A 20,328-nucleotide genomic window follows, 5' to 3' on the forward strand; every position below is an offset into this window, starting at 1 on the left:
GCGCGCGCACCAACGCGCCCCCGGCCCGGGGCCGGACATGACGGGGCCCCACCCGGACCGGAGACGGCGGGTGGGGCCCGGTCATGCCGTACGGCGGGAGCCGCTGCCGCACACGGATCGGGAAGGCCGCACCGGGGGACGTGGGTCGGGGCCGCACCGGGGGACGTGGGTCGGGGTGACTCGGGGACGCGGCTCGGGGTGGCCCGGGGATGTGGGTCGGGGCGGCTCGGGGATGTGGGTCGGGGTGGCTCGGGGATGTGGGTCGGGGTGGCCCGGGGAGGCGGGTCGGGGCGGCTCGGGGACGCGGGTCGGGGTGGCCCGGGAGCGCTATGCCCGCGAGGTGGGGCGTGGGCGCCAGATCCACGGGGTGGCGTCCGGCGCCATGCCCACCACGCAGACGCCCTGGTGGCCGTCGTCCGCCAGCAGTGCCGGGGCGCCGACCGGGATCAGGTGGCCGGGGGAGCGCAGGGGCCTGGCGTCCGGGCCGGTGCCGTACTGGACCTGGACCTCCCCGCCCAGGTCGCGGCCGACCACCAGCAGCGTCTTCGCCTCGTGCCGGCCGGACGGTTCGGCCACGGTGTGCGCGGCGAGCGCCCCGTAGCCCTCGAAGTGCCGCACGGTGAGGGAGGTGTCGTCGCCGTGGACGGCGGGCACGGTGGCCGCGGGGGTGCGGTAGACCAGCGCGAGCGAGCCGTCGGGGGCCACCGCGGCGCCCAGCGGATCCCCGCCGGGCCGCGGCAGACCGGCCGACGGGCGCAGCGCGACCGGGCCACCGGCCCACTCCTGCGCCCAGTGGTGGACGGTGTCGCGGCCGGCGGCGAGGACATGGACCCGCCCCTCCGCGTCCAGCAGCGCGGTCAGCCCGTCCTGGACCTCGGCGCCGCCGAGCCGCTGCCAGGGACTCCAGCGGCCGCTCGCGTCCCGTACGCGGGTGGCCAGGCCCTTGTCCGCGGTCCGTACGAAGAGATGGACCCGGCCGTCGGGGGTGGCGACCGCCGCTGGGCAGCCGACCCGGCGGCCGTGTTCGGTGCTGGTCTCGGGCGTGCCGAGTCTGGTCCAGGCGCGGAACGGGCCGTCCGGGCGGCGCTGTTCCAGTACCACGATCTCGCGCAGGTCGGCCGCGCCTTGGCCGCCCAGCGCCGCGAACCGCAGGCCGAACAGCACCTGACGGCCCGCGCTGTCCCGCACCGCGGCGAGCGCCGGGGCGAGCGGTCCGCCGCCGAGCCCCAGCGGCGCCCCGAACCGCCCGCTGCCGGGCGCCGTCTCGCGCCACCGCACGGCCTGGGCGCCGAGCACGCCGTACGCCACGAGCCGGCCCTGGGCGTCGGTGGTGGGGGCGGGCAGGGCGGTGGGGTAGCGGTAGTGGGTGGAGCGGATCCAGCCCTTACGGTTCCGCAGCGGGCGCACCCCGCCCTGGCTGTAGTCGCCGCAACCGGCCGCGTTGCCGCAGTCCCAGTCCGGCGCGCCGCCGTAGGACTCGATCACCCGTGCCTTCCGGGCGAGCACCGCGGGCGGCAGATTGTGCGGCCAGCGCTGGTTGTAGTAGCCGCGGAACGCGGTGGTGGTGACGCGCGGAGCGTGCTTGTCCCGCTGGGCGGACGCGGCCACCCACTGGGCGATCGCCTTCCAGGTGAACAGCGCGACCGGGGTGTGGTCGCGGTGGTCCGAGCACCCCGGCTGATCGTTGTCCTTGGGGTGCAGCACGTCGTGCACCTGGAAGTCGGGGTCCGGGTCCAGCGTGTGGATCAGCGTGGGCCGATAGCGGTCCATGATCTCGGCGAGCACGTCGACCAGCGTCCGATGACCGTACGAACTCGGGTGCGGCACCGGGGACCCGGCGGCTCGGAGGGTGCTCATCACGGTGCCCGGGGTGCTCCACAGCGCGGGGATCCGTACGCCGCCGTCCGACAGCATCGCGATGTTGAGGAAGATCAGCCGGACCCTGCGGGCCCCGCTCGCGAGGGTGTTGGTCTCCGCGGTGACCCCGCCGGGCAGCCGCAGCACCGACCGCTGCCAGGGCGCGAACTGGTTCAGCCCGATCATCCGCGCGTATGCCTGCCGCAGCCCCTGATGGCGGGAGGCGGAGTAGGCGGCCTTGTCGGCGGGCGGGATCGGCGTCCCCGCCTGGTGGTTGATCCCCTGGGCCTCACCGGCCGTGACGTACACGCACACCACCGGGACGCCGGAGCGCAGCACCTGCTCGGCGTCCGGGTTCATGAAGTACAGATCGTCGTCGGGGTGCGCCATGACCTGCAGCAGCAGCGCCTGCTTGTCGCCCACCGTCGAGGTGAAGGGCTCCGCCGCCCCGGGGGCACCCGCCTGCGCGGGGCCGGCGGGCACGGGTGCCGCGCCGCGCGGGCCCCCACCGCCGCAACCGGCGACTCCGGCGACCCCGGCCGCTCCGGCCGCGGTGAGTGCCGCCAGCGCGGCCAGCGTCTGCCTGCGGGTGGTGCCCGTCCCCCGCACTGTCCATCGACTGTTCAATTTGGTGACCCTGTCACTTCGGCAGCACGTAGTCTCCGGCTGCTCCGAGTGAAAGGACGGTCGGTGATCTTGACAGGTTGTCCGGTGTCCGGGAGGTATCGGTCACAGACCGGACACATCGTCTTTCGCCACGAGGGCGTGCGGGCACGCGGGCGCCCCCGACGATGGAGCCGGTTCGCTCAGTCGGCGATCAGCACCCCGAGCACCGCGAGCCAGCAGGCCGCCACCAGCACGGGCAGCAGCATCATGATCGCACCGGTCGGGGAGACCTTCAGATAGGCCGAGCCGGGGTCGTCGGTGCGGCGATTGACTATCCGCTCGCCGCCGTGCCAGGCCATGTACTCCTCGAGCTCGATCACCGCCTCCTTGCGTGCCAGAAGGTACTGACGGCCGAAGCGCAGCATCAGCGAGAAGCCCAGCGACACCCCGATACCGATGATCGCGATGATCATCGCGAGCCCCTTGCCCAGGCTGCCTCCCGCGCCCTCCTTGCCGAGGCAGAAGGCGGTGGCGGCCGCGAGGCCCGCCGTGATGTAGAAGAAGTTGTTCAGCTTCTGCCAGTTGAGGTTGTCCTCGTGCTTGTAGAGGTCCACCGCGGTCCCGTACTGCGCGTGCAGCATCGCCTCACGCGGTTTGCGCCACACCCACACCACCCGGGGCAGCCCGTCCGGCGGGGTCAGCCGGGTCAGCTCCTGGAAGCCCAGCTTGTGGTGGAAGTGCGCGGACGCGTCGTTGGGCGGATCGTTGACCACGGCGGCGATCACCGGGCTCTCGTGCCACTGGTCGAGGACGTGGTAGTAGAGCATCGAGGCGATCCCGGCCCGCGCCGCGTCCCGGGCCACACAGATCTGCTTGATCACCAGGAAGCTGCCGAGCGCCGTCTTGATCCGGCGGTTCAGCCATTCGTCCGGCTCGACCTGGTCGGAGCTGTAGGCCAGCAGGAACGCCAGCACCTGTCCGCCCTTGACCGCCACATAGAAGTGCTCGGAGCTCTCCAGCCGGGCGCGGTAGTCGGCCTCGGTGTACGCCGAGACCAGGAAGCCGCCCTCCACCGAGCCCTGGGCGCCATCCGGCCCGTTCAGGCTCCGTGACTCGGCGAGGCGCGCGATCCGCGCCACGTGCTCCTCGCCCGCCCGTAAGATCTCCACCCGCAGCGGCACACCGGTCATCCCGATCCCCCTCTTCTCGGCGCGCCGAAACTACCGTGGGCCGGGTGCGCCGCACCAGGACGCGTGGGGGCCGCGGGACGATGGCGGCGGGTTTGAGTGCTCACTCGTAGGGGGTATGCTTCCCCGCTCCCTGATTGGCGTCGGCGGTGCCCGCTATGGCACACTGACCAGGTTGCTCGGTTGAGTGCCGATGCTGCGCGCCTCTCGCCGGGAGGACTGGAAGCGAGTCCCACGGTACTCGTCGCCCCTGATCAGGGGCGGAAGTACGGGAATCTTCCGGGAAGCGTCAGCGGGGCCCCAGCCAGGCGCCCGGTGGGTGACTTTCTCCCCCAGCAACCCCCTTCACCAGGGATCTCCATACGGAGATTTATGAGAAGGACTGCGACACGCCCGACCGCGTGGGTCGGAAGTGGGGTGGAGGAGGACGCGAACGCCACCGGGTCCCAGAGCGTTACGAGAGACAGGACTACGAAGTAGCCATGGCGGGACAGAAGATCCGCATCCGGCTCAAGGCCTACGACCACGAGGTCATCGACTCCTCGGCGAAGAAGATCGTCGAGACGGTGACCCGCACTGGTGCGTCGGTCGCGGGCCCGGTGCCGCTGCCCACAGAGAAGAACGTGTACTGCGTCATCAAGTCGCCGCACAAGTACAAGGACTCGCGCGAGCACTTCGAGATGCGTACGCACAAGCGCCTCATCGACATCCTCGACCCCACGCCGAAGACCGTCGACTCGCTGATGCGTCTCGACCTGCCGGCGGGCGTCGACATCGAGATCAAGCTCTGAGGTGACGCGCGAGATGGCTAAGCAGATCAAGGGCGTCCTGGGCGAGAAGCTCGGCATGACACAGGTGTGGGACGAGAACAACCGTGTCGTCCCGGTCACCGTCGTCAAGGCCGGTCCCTGCGTCGTGACCCAGGTCCGCACCGATGACGCGGACGGCTACAGCGCCGTCCAGATCGCCTTCGGCGAGATCGACCCGCGCAAGGTGAACAGGCCCCTCAAGGGCCACTTCGCCAAGGCCGATGTGACCCCGCGCCGCCACCTGGTGGAGCTGCGTACCACCGACGCCGGTGAGTACACGCTCGGCCAGGAAGTCACGGCCGAGGTGTTCGAGTCCGGTGTCAAGGTCGACGTGACCGGCACCAGCAAGGGCAAGGGCACCGCCGGTGTCATGAAGCGCCACGGCTTCGGCGGCCTCGGCGCCGGCCACGGCACCCAGCGCAAGCACCGCTCGCCGGGCTCCATCGGTGGCTGCGCCACCCCGGGCCGCGTGTTCAAGGGCCTGCGCATGGCCGGCCGCATGGGCAATGAGCGGGTCACCACCCAGAACCTGACCGTCCACGCCGTTGACGCGGAGAAGGGTCTGCTCCTGATCAAGGGAGCGGTTCCTGGTCCGAACGGCGGCCTCGTCCTGGTCCGTACCGCGGCCAAGGGGGCCTGAGGTAACCGATGAGCACCATTGACATCCTTTCGCCGGCAGGCGACAAGGCCGGGACCGTCGAGCTCCCCGCGGAGATCTTCGACGCGCAGGTCAGCGTTCCGCTGATCCACCAGGTCGTCGTCGCCCAGCTGGCCGCTGCCCGCCAGGGCACGCACAAGACCAAGACCCGCGGTGAGGTCCGAGGCGGTGGCAAGAAGCCCTACCGCCAGAAGGGCACCGGCCGCGCGCGCCAGGGCTCGACCCGCGCGCCGCAGTTCGCCGGCGGTGGCGTCGTGCACGGCCCCGTGCCGCGCGACTACAGCCAGCGCACCCCGAAGAAGATGAAGGCCGCCGCGCTGCGCGGTGCCCTCTCCGACCGGGCGCGCCACGAGCGGATCCACGTCGTGACCGGCGTGGTCGACGGCGACATCTCCACCAAGGCCGCGAAGACCCTGCTGGGCAAGATCAGCGAGCGCAAGAACCTGCTCCTGGTCGCCGAGCGGAGCGACGAGGCCGCGTGGCTGTCCGCCCGCAACCTGCCCCAGGTGCACATCCTGGAGCCGGGCCAGCTGAACACGTACGACGTGCTCGTCTCCGACGACGTGGTCTTCACCAAGGCCGCCTTCGAGTCCTTCGTGGCTGGTCCCAAGGCCGCTGAGAAGACCGAAGGGAGCGCCGCCTGATGAGTGAGGCGACCGCTGTCACCAGCAAGACCTTCACCGACCCCCGCGACGTGCTCGTCAAGCCGGTGGTCTCGGAGAAGAGCTACGCGCTGCTGGACGAGAACAAGTACACGTTCATCGTCGACCCGCGCGCGAACAAGACCCAGATCAAGCAGGCCGTCGAGGCGGTCTTCTCGGTCAAGGTCACCGGGGTCAACACGATCAACCGGCAGGGGAAGCGCAAGCGGACCAAGACCGGCTACGGCAAGCGCAAGGACACCAAGCGCGCCATCGTGACCCTCGCCGAGGGCGACCGCATCGACATCTTCGGCGGCCCGGTCTCCTAACGGGGATCGGAACGTCCAGAAGTCCGGAATCTTCCGAGGACTGAGAAATGGGTATCCGCAAGTACAAGCCGACGACCCCGGGCCGTCGTGGCTCCAGCGTCGCCGACTTCGTCGAGATCACGCGGTCCACGCCGGAGAAGTCGCTGGTCCGCCCGCTGCACAGCAAGGGTGGTCGTAACAACGCCGGCCGCATCACGGTCCGCCACCAGGGTGGCGGTCACAAGCGTGCGTACCGCGTGATCGACTTCCGCCGTCACGACAAGGACGGCGTCCCGGCGAAGGTCGCGCACATCGAATACGACCCCAACCGCACCGCGCGCATCGCGCTGCTGCACTACGCCGACGGCGAGAAGCGCTACATCCTCGCGCCGCGCGGCCTGACGCAGGGCGACCGGATCGAGAACGGCCCCGGCGCCGACATCAAGCCCGGTAACAACCTCTCGCTGCGCAACATCCCGGTTGGTACCACGCTCCACGCCATCGAGCTGCGGCCCGGCGGCGGCGCGAAGTTCGCCCGCTCCGCGGGTGCCTCCGTGCAGCTGCTGGCGAAGGAGGGCTCCATGGCCCACCTCCGCATGCCGTCCGGTGAGATCCGCCTGGTCGACGTCCGCTGCCGCGCCACCGTCGGCGAGGTCGGCAACGCCGAGCAGTCGAACATCAACTGGGGCAAGGCCGGCCGCATGCGCTGGAAGGGCGTCCGCCCGACCGTTCGTGGTGTGGTCATGAACCCCGTCGACCACCCGCACGGTGGTGGTGAGGGCAAGACCTCCGGTGGTCGCCACCCGGTCTCGCCGTGGGGTCAGAAGGAGGGCCGTACGCGCTCGCCGAAGAAGGCCAGCAACAAGTACATCGTCCGCCGCCGCAAGACGAACAAGAAGCGCTAGGAGCGGGTTTAGATGCCGCGCAGTCTCAAGAAGGGGCCCTTCGTCGACGACCACCTGATCAAGAAGGTGGATGTCCAGAACGAAGCCGGCACCAAGAACGTCATCAAGACCTGGTCCCGCCGCTCGATGATCGTCCCGGCCATGCTCGGCCACACGATCGCGGTGCACGACGGCCGCAAGCACGTCCCGGTGTTCGTCACCGAGTCGATGGTCGGCCACAAGCTCGGCGAGTTCGCGCCGACCCGCACCTTCCGCGGCCACGAGAAGGACGACCGTAAGTCGCGTCGTCGCTGATCGGCGGAAGAGACTCATGACAGACACCGAAGGGACAACCATGGAAGCCAGGGCCCAGGCGCGGTACATCCGCGTCACGCCCATGAAGGCCCGCCGCGTGGTGGACCTCATCCGTGGCATGAGTGCCACGGAGGCTCAGGCGGTCCTGCGTTTCGCCCCGCAGGCCGCGAGCGTGCCGGTCGGCAAGGTGCTGGACAGCGCCATCGCCAACGCCGCGCACAACTACGACCACACCGACGCCGACAGCCTCTTCATCTCCGAGGCGTACGTCGACGAGGGCCCGACCCTGAAGCGGTTCCGTCCGCGTGCCCAGGGCCGCGCCTACCGGATCCGCAAGCGGACCAGCCACATCACCGTGGTCGTCAGCAGCAAGGAAGGAACCCGGTAATGGGCCAGAAGGTTAACCCGCACGGGTTCCGGCTCGGCATCACCACCGACTTCAAGTCGCGTTGGTACGCCGACAAGCTGTACAAGGACTACGTCAAGGAAGACGTCGCCATCCGCCGGATGATGACGAAGGGCATGGAGCGCGCGGGCATCTCCAAGGTGGAGATCGAGCGCACCCGTGACCGCGTCCGCGTCGACATCCACACCGCCCGGCCGGGCATCGTCATCGGCCGCCGCGGCGCGGAGGCCGACCGTATCCGCGGCGAGCTGGAGAAGCTGACCGGCAAGCAGGTGCAGCTGAACATCCTCGAGGTGAAGAACCCCGAGGTCGACGCTCAGCTGGTGGCCCAGGCCGTCGCCGAGCAGCTCTCCTCCCGCGTCTCCTTCCGTCGTGCGATGCGCAAGTCGATGCAGAGCTCGATGAAGGCCGGTGCCAAGGGCATCAAGATCCAGTGTGGTGGCCGTCTCGGCGGCGCCGAGATGTCCCGCTCGGAGTTCTACCGCGAGGGCCGTGTGCCCCTGCACACGCTCCGCGCGAACGTCGACTACGGCTTCTTCGAGGCCAAGACCACCTTCGGCCGCATCGGCGTCAAGGTGTGGATCTACAAGGGCGACGTCAAGAACATCGCCGAGGTCCGTGCCGAGAACGCCGCCGCCCGCGCCGGCAACCGCCCGTCGCGCGGTGGCAGCGACCGCCCGCAGCGCCGTGGTGGCGAGCGCGGTGGCCGTGGCCGTAAGCCGCAGCAGCAGCAGAGCGCCCCCGCCGAGGCCCCCAAGGCCGAGGCCACCGCCGCTCCGGCTGCTGAGAGCACTGGAACGGAGGCCTGACCGACATGCTGATCCCTCGCAGGGTCAAGCACCGCAAGCAGCACCACCCCAAGCGGTCCGGTATGGCCAAGGGCGGCACGGAGCTGGCGTTCGGCGAGTACGGCATCCAGGCCGTCACCCCGGCGTACGTCACCAACCGTCAGATCGAGGCCGCTCGTATCGCGATGACCCGCCACATCAAGCGTGGCGGCAAGGTCTGGATCAACATCTATCCGGACCGTCCGCTGACGAAGAAGCCTGCCGAGACCCGCATGGGTTCCGGTAAGGGTTCGCCGGAGTGGTGGGTCGCGAACGTCAAGCCCGGCCGGGTGATGTTCGAGCTGTCCTTCCCGAACGAGAAGACTGCGCGTGAGGCGCTCACCCGCGCTGCTCACAAGCTCCCGATGAAGTGCCGGATCGTGCGGCGCGAGGCAGGTGAGTCGTGATGGCGGCCGGTACCAAGGCGTCCGAGCTGCGTGAGCTGAACAACGAGGACCTCGTTGGCAAGCTCCGTGAGGCCAAGGAAGAGCTGTTCAACCTCCGCTTCCAGGCGGCGACCGGACAGCTTGAGAACCACGGCCGGCTGAAGGCCGTCCGCAAGGACATCGCCCGGATCTACACCCTGATGCGGGAGCGCGAGCTCGGCATCGAGACGGTGGAGAGCGCCTGATGAGCGAGACGAATGTGACTGAGAACGCAACGCAGAACCGCGGCTTCCGCAAGACCCGTGAGGGTCTGGTCGTCAGCGACAAGATGGACAAGACCGTCGTCGTCGCCGTCGAGGACCGCGTCAAGCACGCGCTGTACGGCAAGGTCATCCGCCGTACGAACAAGCTCAAGGCGCACGACGAGCAGAACGCCGCGGGTGTCGGCGACCGTGTCCTCCTGATGGAGACCCGGCCGCTGTCCGCGACCAAGCGCTGGCGCGTCGTCGAGATCCTCGAGAAGGCCAAGTAGGTAATTCCCGTAAGGGAATTCCACGTAATGCAGCCTGCGGGCAATAGTCCGCAGGACAGTTCCGCCAGGCTCGGCAGGGGCTGGGAGTATCCAGCCCCTGCCGGGAACCGGCAGACGATCAGGAGATAGACGTGATCCAGCAGGAGTCGCGACTGCGCGTCGCCGACAACACGGGCGCGAAGGAAATCCTTTGCATCCGTGTTCTCGGTGGCTCCGGTCGCCGCTACGCGGGCATCGGTGACGTCATCGTCGCCACCGTCAAGGATGCGATCCCCGGTGGCAACGTGAAGAAGGGTGACGTCGTCAAGGCGGTCATCGTGCGCACCGTCAAGGAGCGCCGCCGCCCGGACGGTTCGTACATCCGCTTCGACGAGAACGCGGCCGTCATCCTCAAGAACGATGGCGACCCCCGTGGCACCCGTATCTTCGGCCCGGTGGGCCGTGAGCTGCGCGAGAAGAAGTTCATGAAGATCATCTCGCTCGCGCCGGAGGTGCTGTAACCGATGAAGATCAAGAAGGGCGACCTGGTCCAGGTCATCACCGGTAAGGACAAGGGCAAGCAGGGCAAGGTCATCGCGGCCTTCCCGCGCGAGGACCGTGTTCTGGTCGAGGGTGTCAACCGGGTCAAGAAGCACACCAAGGCCGGACAGACCGCTCGTGGTTCGAAGACCGGCGGCATCGTGACGACCGAAGCCCCGATCCACGTGAGCAACGTGCAGCTCGTGGTGGAGAAGGACGGCAACAAGGTCGTCACCCGCGTCGGATACCGCTTCGACGACGAGGGCAACAAGATCCGCGTTGCCAAGCGGACCGGTGAGGACATCTGATGACTGCCACCACCACTGCACCGCGCCTCAAGGCGCGCTACCGCGAAGAGATCCAGGGCAAGCTGCAGGAGCAGTTCTCCTACGAGAACGTCATGCAGATCCCGGGTCTGACCAAGGTCGTGGTCAACATGGGTGTGGGCGACGCCGCCCGCGACTCCAAGCTGATCGAGGGCGCCATCCGCGACCTCTCCACGATCACCGGCCAGAAGCCCGCCGTCACCAAGGCCCGTAAGTCCATCGCGCAGTTCAAGCTGCGTGAGGGCCAGCCGATCGGCGCCCACGTCACCCTCCGCGGTGACCGCATGTGGGAGTTCCTGGACCGACTGGTGTCGCTCGCGCTGCCGCGCATCCGCGACTTCCGCGGTCTGTCGCCGAAGCAGTTCGACGGCCGGGGCAACTACACCTTCGGTCTCACGGAGCAGGTCATGTTCCACGAGATCGACCAGGACAAGATCGACCGCGTCCGGGGTATGGACATCACCGTGGTGACCACGGCGACCAACGACGACGAGGGCCGCGCCCTGCTGCGTCACCTCGGCTTCCCGTTCAAGGAGGCGTGAGCCGTGGCGAAGAAGGCTCTCATTGCCAAGGCCGCCCGCAAGCCCAAGTTCGGCGTGCGTGGATACACGCGCTGCCAGCGTTGCGGACGTCCGCACTCCGTCTACCGCAAGTTCGGCCTGTGCCGCGTGTGCCTTCGTGAGATGGCTCACCGTGGCGAGCTGCCGGGCGTGACCAAGAGCTCCTGGTAATCAACCCTTACGGGTTGATACCGGGCTCTCGGTAAGCAAATGGATGGCGAGCCCCGCCCGTCCACTCCCGTAGAGTGGAACGGTTGGGCGCTCGCCGCCCAGAATCCTTACTACGCCGTAGGTCCCCGCGCCGCACCCGTGCCCGCCTTTGAGCGGGTGAGAGGGATGGCGCATACAGGAAACCCCGGCGAGAGAGGCCGAAGGCCATCATGACCATGACCGATCCGATCGCAGACATGCTGACGCGTCTGCGAAACGCGAACTCGGCGTACCACGACTCCGTCGTGATGCCCCACAGCAAGATCAAGTCGCATATCGCGGAGATCCTCCAGCAGGAGGGCTACATCACCGGCTGGAAGGTCGAGGACGCCGAGGTCGGCAAGAACCTCACCCTCGAGCTGAAGTTCGGCCCGAACCGCGAGCGCTCGATCGCCGGCATCAAGCGGATTTCGAAGCCGGGCCTGCGGGTCTACGCAAAGTCCACCAACCTGCCGAAGGTGCTCGGCGGCCTGGGCGTGGCGATCATCTCCACGTCGCACGGGCTCCTCACCGACAAGCAGGCCGGCAAGAAGGGCGTGGGTGGGGAAGTCCTCGCCTACGTCTGGTAACCAGGGAACGGAGGAAGCACATGTCGCGCATTGGCAAGCTGCCCATCCAGGTTCCCGCTGGTGTGGACGTCACCATCGATGGCCGCACGGTCGCCGTGAAGGGCCCCAAGGGTTCTCTCTCGCACACCGTCGCCGCGCCGATCGATGTCGCCAAGGGTGAGGACAACACGCTCGTTGTCACCCGCCCCAACGACGAGCGTCAGAACAAGGCCCTGCACGGCCTGTCCCGCACGCTGGTGGCGAACATGATCACCGGCGTGACCCAGGGCTACAGCAAGGCGCTCGAGATCAGCGGTGTGGGTTACCGCGTCCAGGCCAAGGGCTCCAACCTGGAGTTCGCCCTGGGCTACAGCCACCCGATCGTGGTCGAGGCCCCCGAGGGCATCACCTTCAAGGTGGAGTCCCCGACCAAGCTGAGCGTCGAGGGCATCGACAAGCAGAAGGTCGGCGAGGTCGCCGCGAACATCCGCAAGCTGCGCAAGCCCGACCCGTACAAGGCCAAGGGCGTGAAGTACGCGGGCGAGGTCATCCGCCGCAAGGTCGGAAAGGCTGGTAAGTAAGCCATGGCATACGGTGTGAAGATCGCCAAGGGCAACGCCCGTAAGGCGGCTGCCGTCAAGCGGCGTCACATCCGCGTCCGCAAGCGGGTCTCCGGCACGCCGGTCCGTCCTCGCCTCGTGGTGACGCGGTCCAACCGGCACATGGTGGCGCAGGTCATCGACGACATCGCGGGCCACACGCTGGCCTCGGCGTCGACGCTGGACAGCGCCATCCGGGCGGCCGAGGGCGACAAGAGCGCCCAGGCGCAGCAGGTCGGCGCGCTGGTGGCCGAGCGGGCGAAGGCCGCGGGTATCGAGGCCGTCGTGTTCGACCGTGGTGGCAACAAGTACGCCGGGCGGATTGCCGCTCTGGCGGACGCCGCCCGCGAGGCCGGGCTGAAGTTCTGAGCCCCGGTTCCAACGCAAAGCGGAAACGAGAGAGGTAAATCCAATGGCTGGACCCCAGCGCCGCGGTGGCGGCGCCGGTGGCGGCGAGCGGCGGGACCGGAAGGACCGGCGGGACGGTGGCGCTGCCGCCGAGAAGACCGCTTACGTCGAGCGTGTTGTCGCGATCAACCGTGTCGCCAAGGTTGTGAAGGGTGGTCGTCGCTTCAGCTTCACCGCGCTGGTCGTGGTGGGCGACGGTGACGGCACCGTGGGTGTCGGTTACGGCAAGGCCAAGGAGGTGCCGGCCGCGATCGCCAAGGGCGTGGAGGAGGCCAAGAAGCACTTCTTCAAGGTCCCCCGGATCGCCGGCACCATCCCGCACCCGATCCAGGGTGAGGAGGCCGCGGGTGTCGTGCTGCTGAAGCCGGCGTCCCCCGGTACCGGTGTGATCGCCGGTGGCCCGGTGCGCGCCGTGCTGGAGTGCGCGGGCATCCACGACGTGCTCAGCAAGTCGCTCGGTTCGTCGAACCCGATCAACATCGTGCACGCCACGGTGGCCGCTCTGCAGGGCCTTCAGCGCCCCGAGGAGATCGCCGCTCGCCGTGGTCTGCCGCTGGAGGACGTCGCCCCCGCCGCTCTGCTGCGGGCGCGTGCCGGGGTGGGTGTGTGAGCATGGCCCGCCTGAAGATCACGCAGACGAAGTCCTACATCGGCAGCAAGCAGAACCACCGCGACACCCTGCGTTCGCTCGGGCTGAAGAAGCTCGGCGACGTGGTTGTCAAGGAGGACCGCCCCGAGTTCCGCGGCATGGCGACCACCGTGCGGCACCTCGTGACGGTCGAGGAGGTCGACTGAGATGGCGGAGAACAACCCGCTGAAGGTCCACAACCTCCGGCCCGCCCCGGGCGCCAAGACCGCCAAGACCCGTGTCGGTCGTGGTGAGGCGTCCAAGGGTAAGACCGCTGGTCGTGGCACCAAGGGCACCAAGGCCCGCTACCAGGTTCCGGAGCGCTTCGAGGGTGGGCAGATGCCCCTCCACATGCGGCTCCCGAAGCTCAAGGGCTTCAAGAACCCGTTCCGCACCGAGTACCAGGTCGTGAACCTGGACAAGCTGGCCGCGCTCTACCCGCAGGGTGGCGAGGTCACGGTGGCCGATCTGGTCGCCAAGGGTGCGGTGCGCAAGAACCAGCTCGTCAAGGTGCTGGGCTCCGGTGAGGTCTCCGTGGCGCTCCAGGTGACGGTCGACGCCGTCTCCGGCTCCGCCAAGGAGAAGATCACCGCTGCCGGTGGCACCGTCACCGAGCTCGTCTGAGCACGGTGCACACCCGACCGGGGATGCTCCAGATACGGGGCATCCCCGGTTGGTCGTTCCAAGCGGGGCCAGGTCGCCGGTAAGGTGGCGTGCGTTGTTACCTTCCGCGCGGTACGCCTCCGCGCGGGTCCTGGCTGATAAGTATTCGTCGATCCTCAAGACCGTCACCTCTCGCGCACGCACGCGGGGGGCGCAGGAGGCACCGTGCTCACCGCGTTCGCCCGGGCGTTCAAGACGCCCGACCTGCGCAAGAAGCTGCTGTTCACGCTGGGCATCATCGTGCTCTTCAGGCTCGGGCAACATATCCCGATCCCGGGCATCGACTACAAGAACGTCCAGACGTGCATGGACCTCGCCAAGGGCCAGCAGGGGCTGTTCGGCCTGGTCAACATGTTCAGTGGTGGCGCACTGCTCCAGATCACCATCTTCGCGCTCGGGATTATGCCGTACATCACGGCGAGCATCATCCTGCAGCTGCTGACCGTGGTGATCCCGCGTCTCGAGGCCCTCAAGAAGGAGGGTCAGGCCGGGCAGTCGAAGATCACGCAGTACACCCGCTATCTGACGATCGCGCTGGCGATTCTGCAGGGCACCGGCCTGGTGGCCACCGCCCGCAGCGGCTCGCTCTTCCAGAGCTGCCCCGTCGGCGGCCAGATCGTCCGGGACGACTCGATCTTCACTACCGCCGTGATGGTCATCACGATGACCGCCGGCACCGCGCTGATCATGTGGCTCGGTGAGCTGGTCACCGACCGCGGCATCGGCAACGGCATGTCGATCCTGATGTTCGTCTCGATCGCCGCCGGTTTCCCGAGCGCGATGTGGAGCATCAAGCAGCAGGGCAAGATCATGGGGGGCTGGCTGGAGTTCGGCCTGGTGATCCTCTGTGGTCTGGCCATGGTCGGCCTGGTGGTCTTCGTCGAGCAGGCCCAGCGCCGGATCCCGGTGCAATACGCCAAGCGCATGATCGGCCGTCGCAGTTACGGCGGTACGTCCACCTACATCCCGATGAAGGTGAACCAGGCGGGTGTGATCCCCGTGATCTTCGCCTCATCGCTGCTGTACATTCCGGCGCTGATCGTCCAGTTCTCCAATTCGAAGGCCGGCTGGGCGACCTGGATCTCGCAGAACTTCGTCAAGGGCGACCACCCGATCTACATCGCCACGTACTTCCTGCTGATCGTCTTCTTCGCATTCTTCTATGTCGCCATCAGCTTCAACCCCGAAGAAGTTGCCGACAACATGAAGAAGTATGGTGGGTTCATCCCGGGTATCCGGGCTGGTCGTCCCACCGCGGAGTACCTGAGCTACGTGCTGAACCGCATCACGTGGCCCGGTGCGCTCTATCTGGGCTTGATCGCCCTGGTGCCCACGGTGGCACTGGTGACGCTCAACGCCAATCAGAACTTCCCGTTCGGCGGCACGAGCATCCTGATCATCGTGGGTGTCGGCCTGGAGACTGTGAAGCAGATCGAGAGCCAGCTTCAGCAGCGACACTACGAAGGGTTCCTCCGCTGATGCGAATCGTCCTCGTCGGGCCTCCGGGAGCCGGCAAGGGTACGCAGGCCGCGTACCTTGCCGAGAAGCTGTCGATCCCGCATATCTCCACAGGCGACCTGTTCCGCGCGAACATCAGCCAGGGCACCCCCCTCGGCAAGCAGGCGCAGGAGTACATGCGGGCCGGACAACTGGTACCGGACGAGGTCACCATCGGCATGGCGGAGGACCGGCTGGGCCAGTCGGACGCGCAGTCGGGCTTCCTGCTGGACGGGTTCCCGAGGAACCAGATCCAGGCCGAGGCCCTGGACACCTACCTGGGCGAGCGCGGTGTCTCGCTGGACGCGGTGCTGGACCTGGAGGTCCCCGAGTCCGAGGTGATCAAGCGCATCGCGGGCCGTCGTACCTGCCGTCAGGACAGCTCGCACACGTTCCACGTGGAGTACAAGCCGCCGAAGGCCGCGGGCGTGTGCGACGCCTGTGGCGGCGAGCTGTACCAGCGCGAGGACGACAGCGAGGAGACGGTTCGCAAACGACTCGAGGTCTACCACCGGGAGACCGAGCCGATCATCGACTACTACAAGGCCAAGGGCCTGGTCGTGACGATCTCGGCGCTCGGCAAGGTGTCCGAGGTCACGCAGCGGGCGATGGACGCCCTGGCGGCCAAGGCGGCCTAGAGAACAGAGCTGATCGGCCGCGATGCCCCGCCCGGGGTGTCGCGGCCGTACTGTTGAGCAGAACCGATGGACGCGGAAGGCTGAGTGATGGTGGAGATCAAGACTCCCGAGCAGATCGCGAAGATGCGTGAGGCGGGACTGGTCGTCGCCGCCATCCACGAGGCGACACGGGCGGCCGCCGTCCCCGGCGCCACCACCAAGGACCTGGACGACGTCGCCCGTAAGGTCATCGCCGACCACGGCGCCAAGTCGAACTTCCTGGGCTACGGCGGCTTCCCCGCCACGATCTGCACCTCGGTGAACGACATCGTGGTGCACGGCATCCCGGACCAGGAGACCGTCCTCAAGGACGGCGACATCATCTCCATCGACGCGGGCGCGATCGTGGACGGCTGGCACGGCGACGCCGCCTTCACCGCCTTCGTGGGCACCGGTCACGCCCCGGAGCTGTACGAGCTCAGCCGGGTGACTGAGGAGTCGATGTGGGCCGGGATCGCGGCGGTCCGCAAGGGGCACCGGCTCATCGACATCTCCAAGGCGATCGAGGGCTACATCCGCCGCCAGCCCCGCCCGGCCTCCGGCAAGTACGGGATCATCGAGGACTACGGCGGCCATGGCATCGGCACCCAGATGCACATGGACCCGCATCTGCTGAACTATGTCTCCAAGAAGCGCGGCAAGGGCCCGAGGCTGGGCCCGGGCTTCTGCATCGCGATCGAGCCCATGGTGAGCCTGGGCACCGCGAAGACGCATGTGCTGTCCGACGACTGGACCGTCAAGACGGACGACGGGACCTGGTCCAGCCACTGGGAGCACTCGGTCGCGCTGACCGAGGAGGGCCCGCTGGTGCTGACCGCCGTCGACGGCGGCAAGGCCAAGCTGGCCGAGCTGGGCGTGGAGGCCGCGCCCGATCCCCTGGCCTGACGATCTCCGTGGGCATAAAGATCTCGATTCCGGGGCATCATGCCCCCGATTCGTGTTTCGGGATGCCCTGACGTAGACTGACACGTCGGCTCACGCATGCCCTCCCGCATGTGGCGGGCCGATCAAGGTAGCCGATCCCGAAAGCAGGACATGGCCAAGAAGCAAGGCGCCATCGAAATCGAGGGCACCGTGATCGAGTCTCTGCCGAACGCGATGTTCAAGGTGGAGCTTCAGAACGGTCACAAGGTCCTCGCGCACATCAGCGGCAAGATGCGCATGCACTACATCCGCATTCTGCCCGATGACCGGGTCGTGGTGGAGTTGTCTCCGTACGACCTCACGCGCGGACGGATCGTCTACCGCTACAAGTAGATCTCACGACCCGGAGAACCTCACACCATGAAGGTCAAGCCGAGCGTCAAGAAGATCTGCGACAAGTGCAAGGTGATCCGCCGCCACGGCCGGGTCATGGTCATTTGCGACAACCTGCGCCACAAGCAGCGCCAGGGCTGACGCACACCGGCCGGATATCCTGCACCACTCGCAGCATCTTCGCGCGACGTCATAACTTTGCGTACATACGCAGTCACCCGTTCCCGCCTCGCGGGGACGACACCCCCGGTCGGAGGCCGGGGACCCGGCAGCCGTGCGAACGGTGGCCGGGAGTGGTGCTGCGGAAGACCTCCGACAACCATCTGGAGCCAGATTCATGGCACGCCTCGCAGGCGTTGATCTCCCGCGCGAAAAGCGCGTCGAGGTCGCCCTCACCTACGTCTTCGGCATCGGTCGCACCCTTGCCCAGCAGACGCTCGCCAACACCGGTGTGAACCCGGACACCCGCGTTCGTGACCTGGGCGAAGAAGACCTGGTCAAGATCCGCGAGTACGTGGACAACAACATCAAGACCGAGGGTGACCTCCGTCGCGAGATCCAGGCCGACATCCGCCGCAAGGTCGAGATCGGCTGCTACCAGGGTCTGCGCCACCGCCGCGGCCTTCCGGTCCACGGCCAGCGCACCAGCACCAACGCCCGCACCCGCAAGGGCCCGCGTCGCGCCATCGCCGGTAAGAAGAAGCCGGGCAAGAAGTAGTCCGCACCGGACGCTGTCAAGCGGTCCGAGCTGTAGGACCGACCACCTCCACGGGAGATTTCAGGAATGCCTCCGAAGAGCAGGACGGCCGGCGCCAAGAAGGTGCGCCGCAAGGAGAAGAAGAACGTCGCCCACGGGCACGCTCACATCAAGAGCACGTTCAACAACACCATCGTCTCGATCACGGACCCGACCGGGAATGTGATCTCTTGGGCCTCTGCCGGCCACGTCGGCTTCAAGGGCTCGCGCAAGTCCACTCCGTTCGCCGCGCAGATGGCCGCCGAGTCGGCCGCCCGCCGCGCGCAGGAGCACGGCATGCGCAAGGTCGACGTGTTCGTCAAGGGTCCGGGCTCCGGCCGTGAGACCGCGATCCGCTCGCTCCAGGCCACCGGCCTGGAGGTGGGTTCGATCCAGGACGTCACTCCGACTCCGCACAATGGATGCCGCCCGCCCAAGCGTCGGCGCGTCTGACCGGCTGAAGTAGGAGACAACAGAAACATGGCGCGTTACACCGGGGCCGACTGCAAGCGTTGCCGTCGGGAGAAGCAGAAGCTCTTCCTCAAGGGGAGCAAGTGCGAGAGCGCGAAGTGCCCGATCGAGATCCGTCCTTACCCCCCGGGTGAGCACGGTCGCGGGCGCACCAAGGACAGCGAGTACCTGCTGCAGCTCCGTGAGAAGCAGAAGGCGACCCGCATCTACGGCGTCCTTGAGAAGCAGTTCCGTGGCTACTACGCGGAGGCGAACAAGAAGTCCGGCAAGACCGGCGAGAACTTGCTTCGCATCCTCGAGACCCGCCTCGACAACGTGGTCTACCGGGCCGGCTTCGCCAAGTCCCGCGACCACGCCCGTCAGCTGGTCCGCCACGGCCACATCAACGTGAACGGCCGCAAGACCGACATTCCGTCGGCCCGCGTCACCGTGAACGACATCATCGAGGTCCGCACGAAGTCCCGGACCCTGACCCCCTTCCAGGTGGCTCAGGCCGAGGCGGGCGAGCGCACGGTGCCGGCGTGGCTTGAGGCCATTCCGTCGCAGCTGCGGATCCTCGTGCACTCCATGCCCGAGCGCCAGGTGATCGACACCCAGGTGCAGGAGCAGCTCATCGTCGAGCTCTACTCCAAGTAGTAGACCGCTGGACGATACGGGCGGTACGGAGCCGTTTGGCGCGTACCGCCCGTACCATTGAAGGGTTCGGCGTCAAATAGCGGGCGCCGAAGACTGGAGGCAAACCCATGCTGATCGCTCAGCGTCCCTCGTTGACCGAAGAGGTCGTCGACGAGTTCCGCTCCCGGTTCGTGATCGAGCCGCTGGAGCCGGGCTTCGGCTACACCCTCGGAAACTCCCTGCGTCGTACGCTCCTCTCCTCGATCCCCGGTGCGGCCGTCACCAGCATCCGGATCGACGGGGTCCTGCACGAGTTCACCACCGTGCCGGGCGTCAAGGAGGACGTCACCGACCTGATCCTCAACATCAAGCAGCTGGTCGTCTCCTCGGAGCACGACGAGCCGGTCGTGATGTACCTGCGCAAGCAGGGCCCGGGTCTGGTCACCGCCGCCGACATCGCCCCGCCGGCCGGTGTCGAGGTGCACAACCCCGACCTCGTCCTGGCCACGCTGAACGGCAAGGGCAAGCTGGAGATGGAGCTCACGGTCGAGCGTGGCCGCGGTTACGTCTCCGCCGTGCAGAACAAGCAGGTCGGCCAGGAGATCGGCCGGATCCCGGTCGACTCGATCTACTCGCCGGTGCTCAAGGTCACCTACAAGGTCGAGGCGACCCGTGTCGAGCAGCGCACCGACTTCGACAAGCTGATCGTCGACGTCGAGACCAAGCAGGCCATGCGGCCGCGTGACGCCATGGCGTCGGCCGGTAAGACCCTGGTCGAGCTGTTCGGCCTGGCCCGCGAGCTGAACGTGGACGCCGAGGGCATCGACATGGGCCCGTCCCCGACGGACGCCGCCCTGGCCGCCGATCTGGCGCTGCCGATCGAGGAGCTCGAGCTCACCGTCCGCTCGTACAACTGCCTCAAGCGCGAGGGCATCCACTCCGTGGGTGAGCTCGTGGCGCGGTCCGAGGCGGACCTGCTCGACATCCGCAACTTCGGCGCCAAGTCGATCGACGAGGTCAAGGCGAAGCTGGCGGGTATGGGCCTGGCGCTCAAGGACAGCCCGCCCGGATTCGACCCGACCGCCGCCGCTGACGCCTTCGGCGCCGACGACGACGCGGATGCCGGTTTCGTGGAGACCGAGCAGTACTAGAGACCTGCTGGTCCGCTGTGGCTGAGGCGTTGCCCTCCATCGCCGGA

At 67.8% G+C, this 20,328-nt stretch carries 32 protein-coding genes; 30 read left to right on the forward strand and 2 right to left on the reverse strand.

From position 1 onward, the window contains the following. Positions 1-327: 327 nt before the first annotated feature. Both AS97_RS26560 and AS97_RS26565 read right to left on the reverse strand, forming a co-directional pair. On the reverse strand, positions 328-2,466 hold the full coding sequence (locus AS97_RS26560) for a PIG-L family deacetylase (RefSeq protein ID WP_210567286.1): 2,139 nt from the start codon (positions 2,464-2,466) through the stop codon (positions 328-330). A gap of 197 nt (positions 2,467-2,663) precedes the next feature. Further along, positions 2,664-3,653 (reverse strand): GNAT family N-acetyltransferase, encoded by a 990-nt coding sequence (locus AS97_RS26565; RefSeq protein ID WP_086707247.1) that lies wholly within the window; start codon positions 3,651-3,653, stop codon positions 2,664-2,666. A gap of 479 nt (positions 3,654-4,132) precedes the next feature. Here AS97_RS26565 and rpsJ point away from each other — a divergent pair, with 479 nt between their 5' ends. The 30 genes from rpsJ to AS97_RS26715 all read left to right on the forward strand — a co-directional run bounded on the left by rpsJ (position 4,133) and on the right by AS97_RS26715 (position 20,281). Continuing rightward, positions 4,133-4,441 (forward strand): 30S ribosomal protein S10, encoded by a 309-nt coding sequence (gene rpsJ / locus AS97_RS26570; RefSeq protein ID WP_003948644.1) that lies wholly within the window; start codon positions 4,133-4,135, stop codon positions 4,439-4,441. A gap of 13 nt (positions 4,442-4,454) precedes the next feature. Beyond that, complete coding sequence (rplC, locus tag AS97_RS26575; protein WP_059149033.1) at positions 4,455-5,099, forward strand: 50S ribosomal protein L3; 645 nt, start codon at positions 4,455-4,457, stop codon at positions 5,097-5,099. Positions 5,100-5,107: 8 nt separating this feature from the next. Continuing rightward, positions 5,108-5,761 (forward strand): 50S ribosomal protein L4, encoded by a 654-nt coding sequence (rplD, locus tag AS97_RS26580; RefSeq protein WP_137966935.1) that lies wholly within the window; start codon positions 5,108-5,110, stop codon positions 5,759-5,761. Beyond that, positions 5,761-6,087 (forward strand): 50S ribosomal protein L23, encoded by a 327-nt coding sequence (rplW, locus tag AS97_RS26585; protein WP_059148972.1) that lies wholly within the window; start codon positions 5,761-5,763, stop codon positions 6,085-6,087. Before rplD ends, rplW begins: the two co-directional genes overlap by 1 nt. 47 nt (positions 6,088-6,134) lie before the next feature. Beyond that, positions 6,135-6,971, forward strand: coding sequence for a 50S ribosomal protein L2 (gene rplB / locus AS97_RS26590; protein WP_059148971.1), 837 nt, complete (start codon positions 6,135-6,137; stop codon positions 6,969-6,971). A 12-nt stretch (positions 6,972-6,983) separates the two neighbouring features. Beyond that, the gene (gene rpsS / locus AS97_RS26595; RefSeq protein ID WP_014178772.1) at positions 6,984-7,265 is read left to right on the forward strand and encodes a 30S ribosomal protein S19; all 282 of its coding nucleotides are present in this window, start codon (positions 6,984-6,986) and stop codon (positions 7,263-7,265) included. A gap of 40 nt (positions 7,266-7,305) precedes the next feature. Next, positions 7,306-7,653, forward strand: a complete 348-nt coding sequence (gene rplV / locus AS97_RS26600; protein ID WP_059148970.1) for a 50S ribosomal protein L22 — start codon at positions 7,306-7,308, stop codon at positions 7,651-7,653. After that, on the forward strand, positions 7,653-8,480 hold the full coding sequence (gene rpsC / locus AS97_RS26605; protein WP_014054169.1) for a 30S ribosomal protein S3: 828 nt from the start codon (positions 7,653-7,655) through the stop codon (positions 8,478-8,480). Before rplV ends, rpsC begins: the two co-directional genes overlap by 1 nt. 5 nt (positions 8,481-8,485) lie before the next feature. Continuing rightward, on the forward strand, positions 8,486-8,905 hold the full coding sequence (gene rplP, locus AS97_RS26610; RefSeq protein WP_014054170.1) for a 50S ribosomal protein L16: 420 nt from the start codon (positions 8,486-8,488) through the stop codon (positions 8,903-8,905). Beyond that, complete coding sequence (gene rpmC, locus AS97_RS26615) at positions 8,905-9,129, forward strand: 50S ribosomal protein L29 (RefSeq protein WP_009715874.1); 225 nt, start codon at positions 8,905-8,907, stop codon at positions 9,127-9,129. Before rplP ends, rpmC begins: the two co-directional genes overlap by 1 nt. Continuing rightward, a complete protein-coding gene (gene rpsQ, locus AS97_RS26620) occupies positions 9,129-9,416 on the forward strand; it encodes a 30S ribosomal protein S17 (protein WP_014054172.1) in 288 nt (95 codons plus the stop codon). The genes rpmC and rpsQ overlap by 1 nt, the downstream gene beginning before the upstream one ends. 131 nt (positions 9,417-9,547) lie before the next feature. Then, entirely contained in the window at positions 9,548-9,916 is a 369-nt protein-coding gene (rplN, locus tag AS97_RS26625) for a 50S ribosomal protein L14 (RefSeq protein WP_003998823.1), read from the forward strand. A gap of 3 nt (positions 9,917-9,919) precedes the next feature. Then, positions 9,920-10,243, forward strand: coding sequence for a 50S ribosomal protein L24 (gene rplX / locus AS97_RS26630; RefSeq protein ID WP_014054173.1), 324 nt, complete (start codon positions 9,920-9,922; stop codon positions 10,241-10,243). After that, positions 10,243-10,803, forward strand: a complete 561-nt coding sequence (gene rplE, locus AS97_RS26635; protein ID WP_014054174.1) for a 50S ribosomal protein L5 — start codon at positions 10,243-10,245, stop codon at positions 10,801-10,803. Before rplX ends, rplE begins: the two co-directional genes overlap by 1 nt. Positions 10,804-10,806: 3 nt before the next feature. Next, positions 10,807-10,992, forward strand: coding sequence for a type Z 30S ribosomal protein S14 (locus AS97_RS26640; protein ID WP_003948630.1), 186 nt, complete (start codon positions 10,807-10,809; stop codon positions 10,990-10,992). Positions 10,993-11,201: 209 nt separating this feature from the next. After that, complete coding sequence (gene rpsH, locus AS97_RS26645) at positions 11,202-11,600, forward strand: 30S ribosomal protein S8 (protein WP_055556099.1); 399 nt, start codon at positions 11,202-11,204, stop codon at positions 11,598-11,600. A gap of 20 nt (positions 11,601-11,620) precedes the next feature. Beyond that, complete coding sequence (rplF, locus tag AS97_RS26650) at positions 11,621-12,160, forward strand: 50S ribosomal protein L6 (RefSeq protein WP_059148969.1); 540 nt, start codon at positions 11,621-11,623, stop codon at positions 12,158-12,160. A 3-nt stretch (positions 12,161-12,163) separates the two neighbouring features. Then, positions 12,164-12,547 (forward strand): 50S ribosomal protein L18, encoded by a 384-nt coding sequence (rplR, locus tag AS97_RS26655; RefSeq protein WP_059148968.1) that lies wholly within the window; start codon positions 12,164-12,166, stop codon positions 12,545-12,547. 43 nt (positions 12,548-12,590) lie between these two features. After that, positions 12,591-13,196, forward strand: coding sequence for a 30S ribosomal protein S5 (gene rpsE, locus AS97_RS26660; RefSeq protein WP_030835127.1), 606 nt, complete (start codon positions 12,591-12,593; stop codon positions 13,194-13,196). 2 nt (positions 13,197-13,198) lie between these two features. Further along, complete coding sequence (gene rpmD / locus AS97_RS26665) at positions 13,199-13,381, forward strand: 50S ribosomal protein L30 (protein WP_009715866.1); 183 nt, start codon at positions 13,199-13,201, stop codon at positions 13,379-13,381. Between the two features lies 1 nt (position 13,382). Next, a complete protein-coding gene (rplO, locus tag AS97_RS26670; RefSeq protein WP_059148967.1) occupies positions 13,383-13,838 on the forward strand; it encodes a 50S ribosomal protein L15 in 456 nt (151 codons plus the stop codon). Positions 13,839-14,042: 204 nt separating this feature from the next. After that, entirely contained in the window at positions 14,043-15,356 is a 1,314-nt protein-coding gene (gene secY, locus AS97_RS26675; RefSeq protein WP_059148966.1) for a preprotein translocase subunit SecY, read from the forward strand. Further along, positions 15,356-16,012: an adenylate kinase gene (locus AS97_RS26680; protein ID WP_059148965.1), complete on the forward strand. Its 657-nt coding sequence runs from the start codon at positions 15,356-15,358 to the stop codon at positions 16,010-16,012. The genes secY and AS97_RS26680 overlap by 1 nt, the downstream gene beginning before the upstream one ends. 87 nt (positions 16,013-16,099) lie before the next feature. Next, positions 16,100-16,936 (forward strand): type I methionyl aminopeptidase, encoded by an 837-nt coding sequence (gene map / locus AS97_RS26685; protein WP_059148964.1) that lies wholly within the window; start codon positions 16,100-16,102, stop codon positions 16,934-16,936. A gap of 150 nt (positions 16,937-17,086) precedes the next feature. Continuing rightward, on the forward strand, positions 17,087-17,308 hold the full coding sequence (gene infA / locus AS97_RS26690; RefSeq protein WP_003956442.1) for a translation initiation factor IF-1: 222 nt from the start codon (positions 17,087-17,089) through the stop codon (positions 17,306-17,308). Positions 17,309-17,335: 27 nt separating this feature from the next. After that, positions 17,336-17,449, forward strand: coding sequence for a 50S ribosomal protein L36 (gene rpmJ / locus AS97_RS26695; protein ID WP_003956441.1), 114 nt, complete (start codon positions 17,336-17,338; stop codon positions 17,447-17,449). Between the two features lie 196 nt (positions 17,450-17,645). Then, complete coding sequence (gene rpsM, locus AS97_RS26700) at positions 17,646-18,026, forward strand: 30S ribosomal protein S13 (protein WP_014054183.1); 381 nt, start codon at positions 17,646-17,648, stop codon at positions 18,024-18,026. A 66-nt stretch (positions 18,027-18,092) separates the two neighbouring features. Continuing rightward, complete coding sequence (rpsK, locus tag AS97_RS26705) at positions 18,093-18,497, forward strand: 30S ribosomal protein S11 (protein ID WP_009715860.1); 405 nt, start codon at positions 18,093-18,095, stop codon at positions 18,495-18,497. Between the two features lie 27 nt (positions 18,498-18,524). Further along, on the forward strand, positions 18,525-19,151 hold the full coding sequence (gene rpsD / locus AS97_RS26710; RefSeq protein ID WP_059148963.1) for a 30S ribosomal protein S4: 627 nt from the start codon (positions 18,525-18,527) through the stop codon (positions 19,149-19,151). Positions 19,152-19,258: 107 nt separating this feature from the next. Next, complete coding sequence (locus tag AS97_RS26715; RefSeq protein WP_009715858.1) at positions 19,259-20,281, forward strand: DNA-directed RNA polymerase subunit alpha; 1,023 nt, start codon at positions 19,259-19,261, stop codon at positions 20,279-20,281. The last annotated feature ends 47 nt before the right edge of the window (positions 20,282-20,328 follow it).

It is taken from the genome of Streptomyces sp. AgN23 (assembly GCF_001598115.1).
In the GTDB taxonomy this organism is placed as follows: domain Bacteria; phylum Actinomycetota; class Actinomycetes; order Streptomycetales; family Streptomycetaceae; genus Streptomyces; species Streptomyces antimycoticus.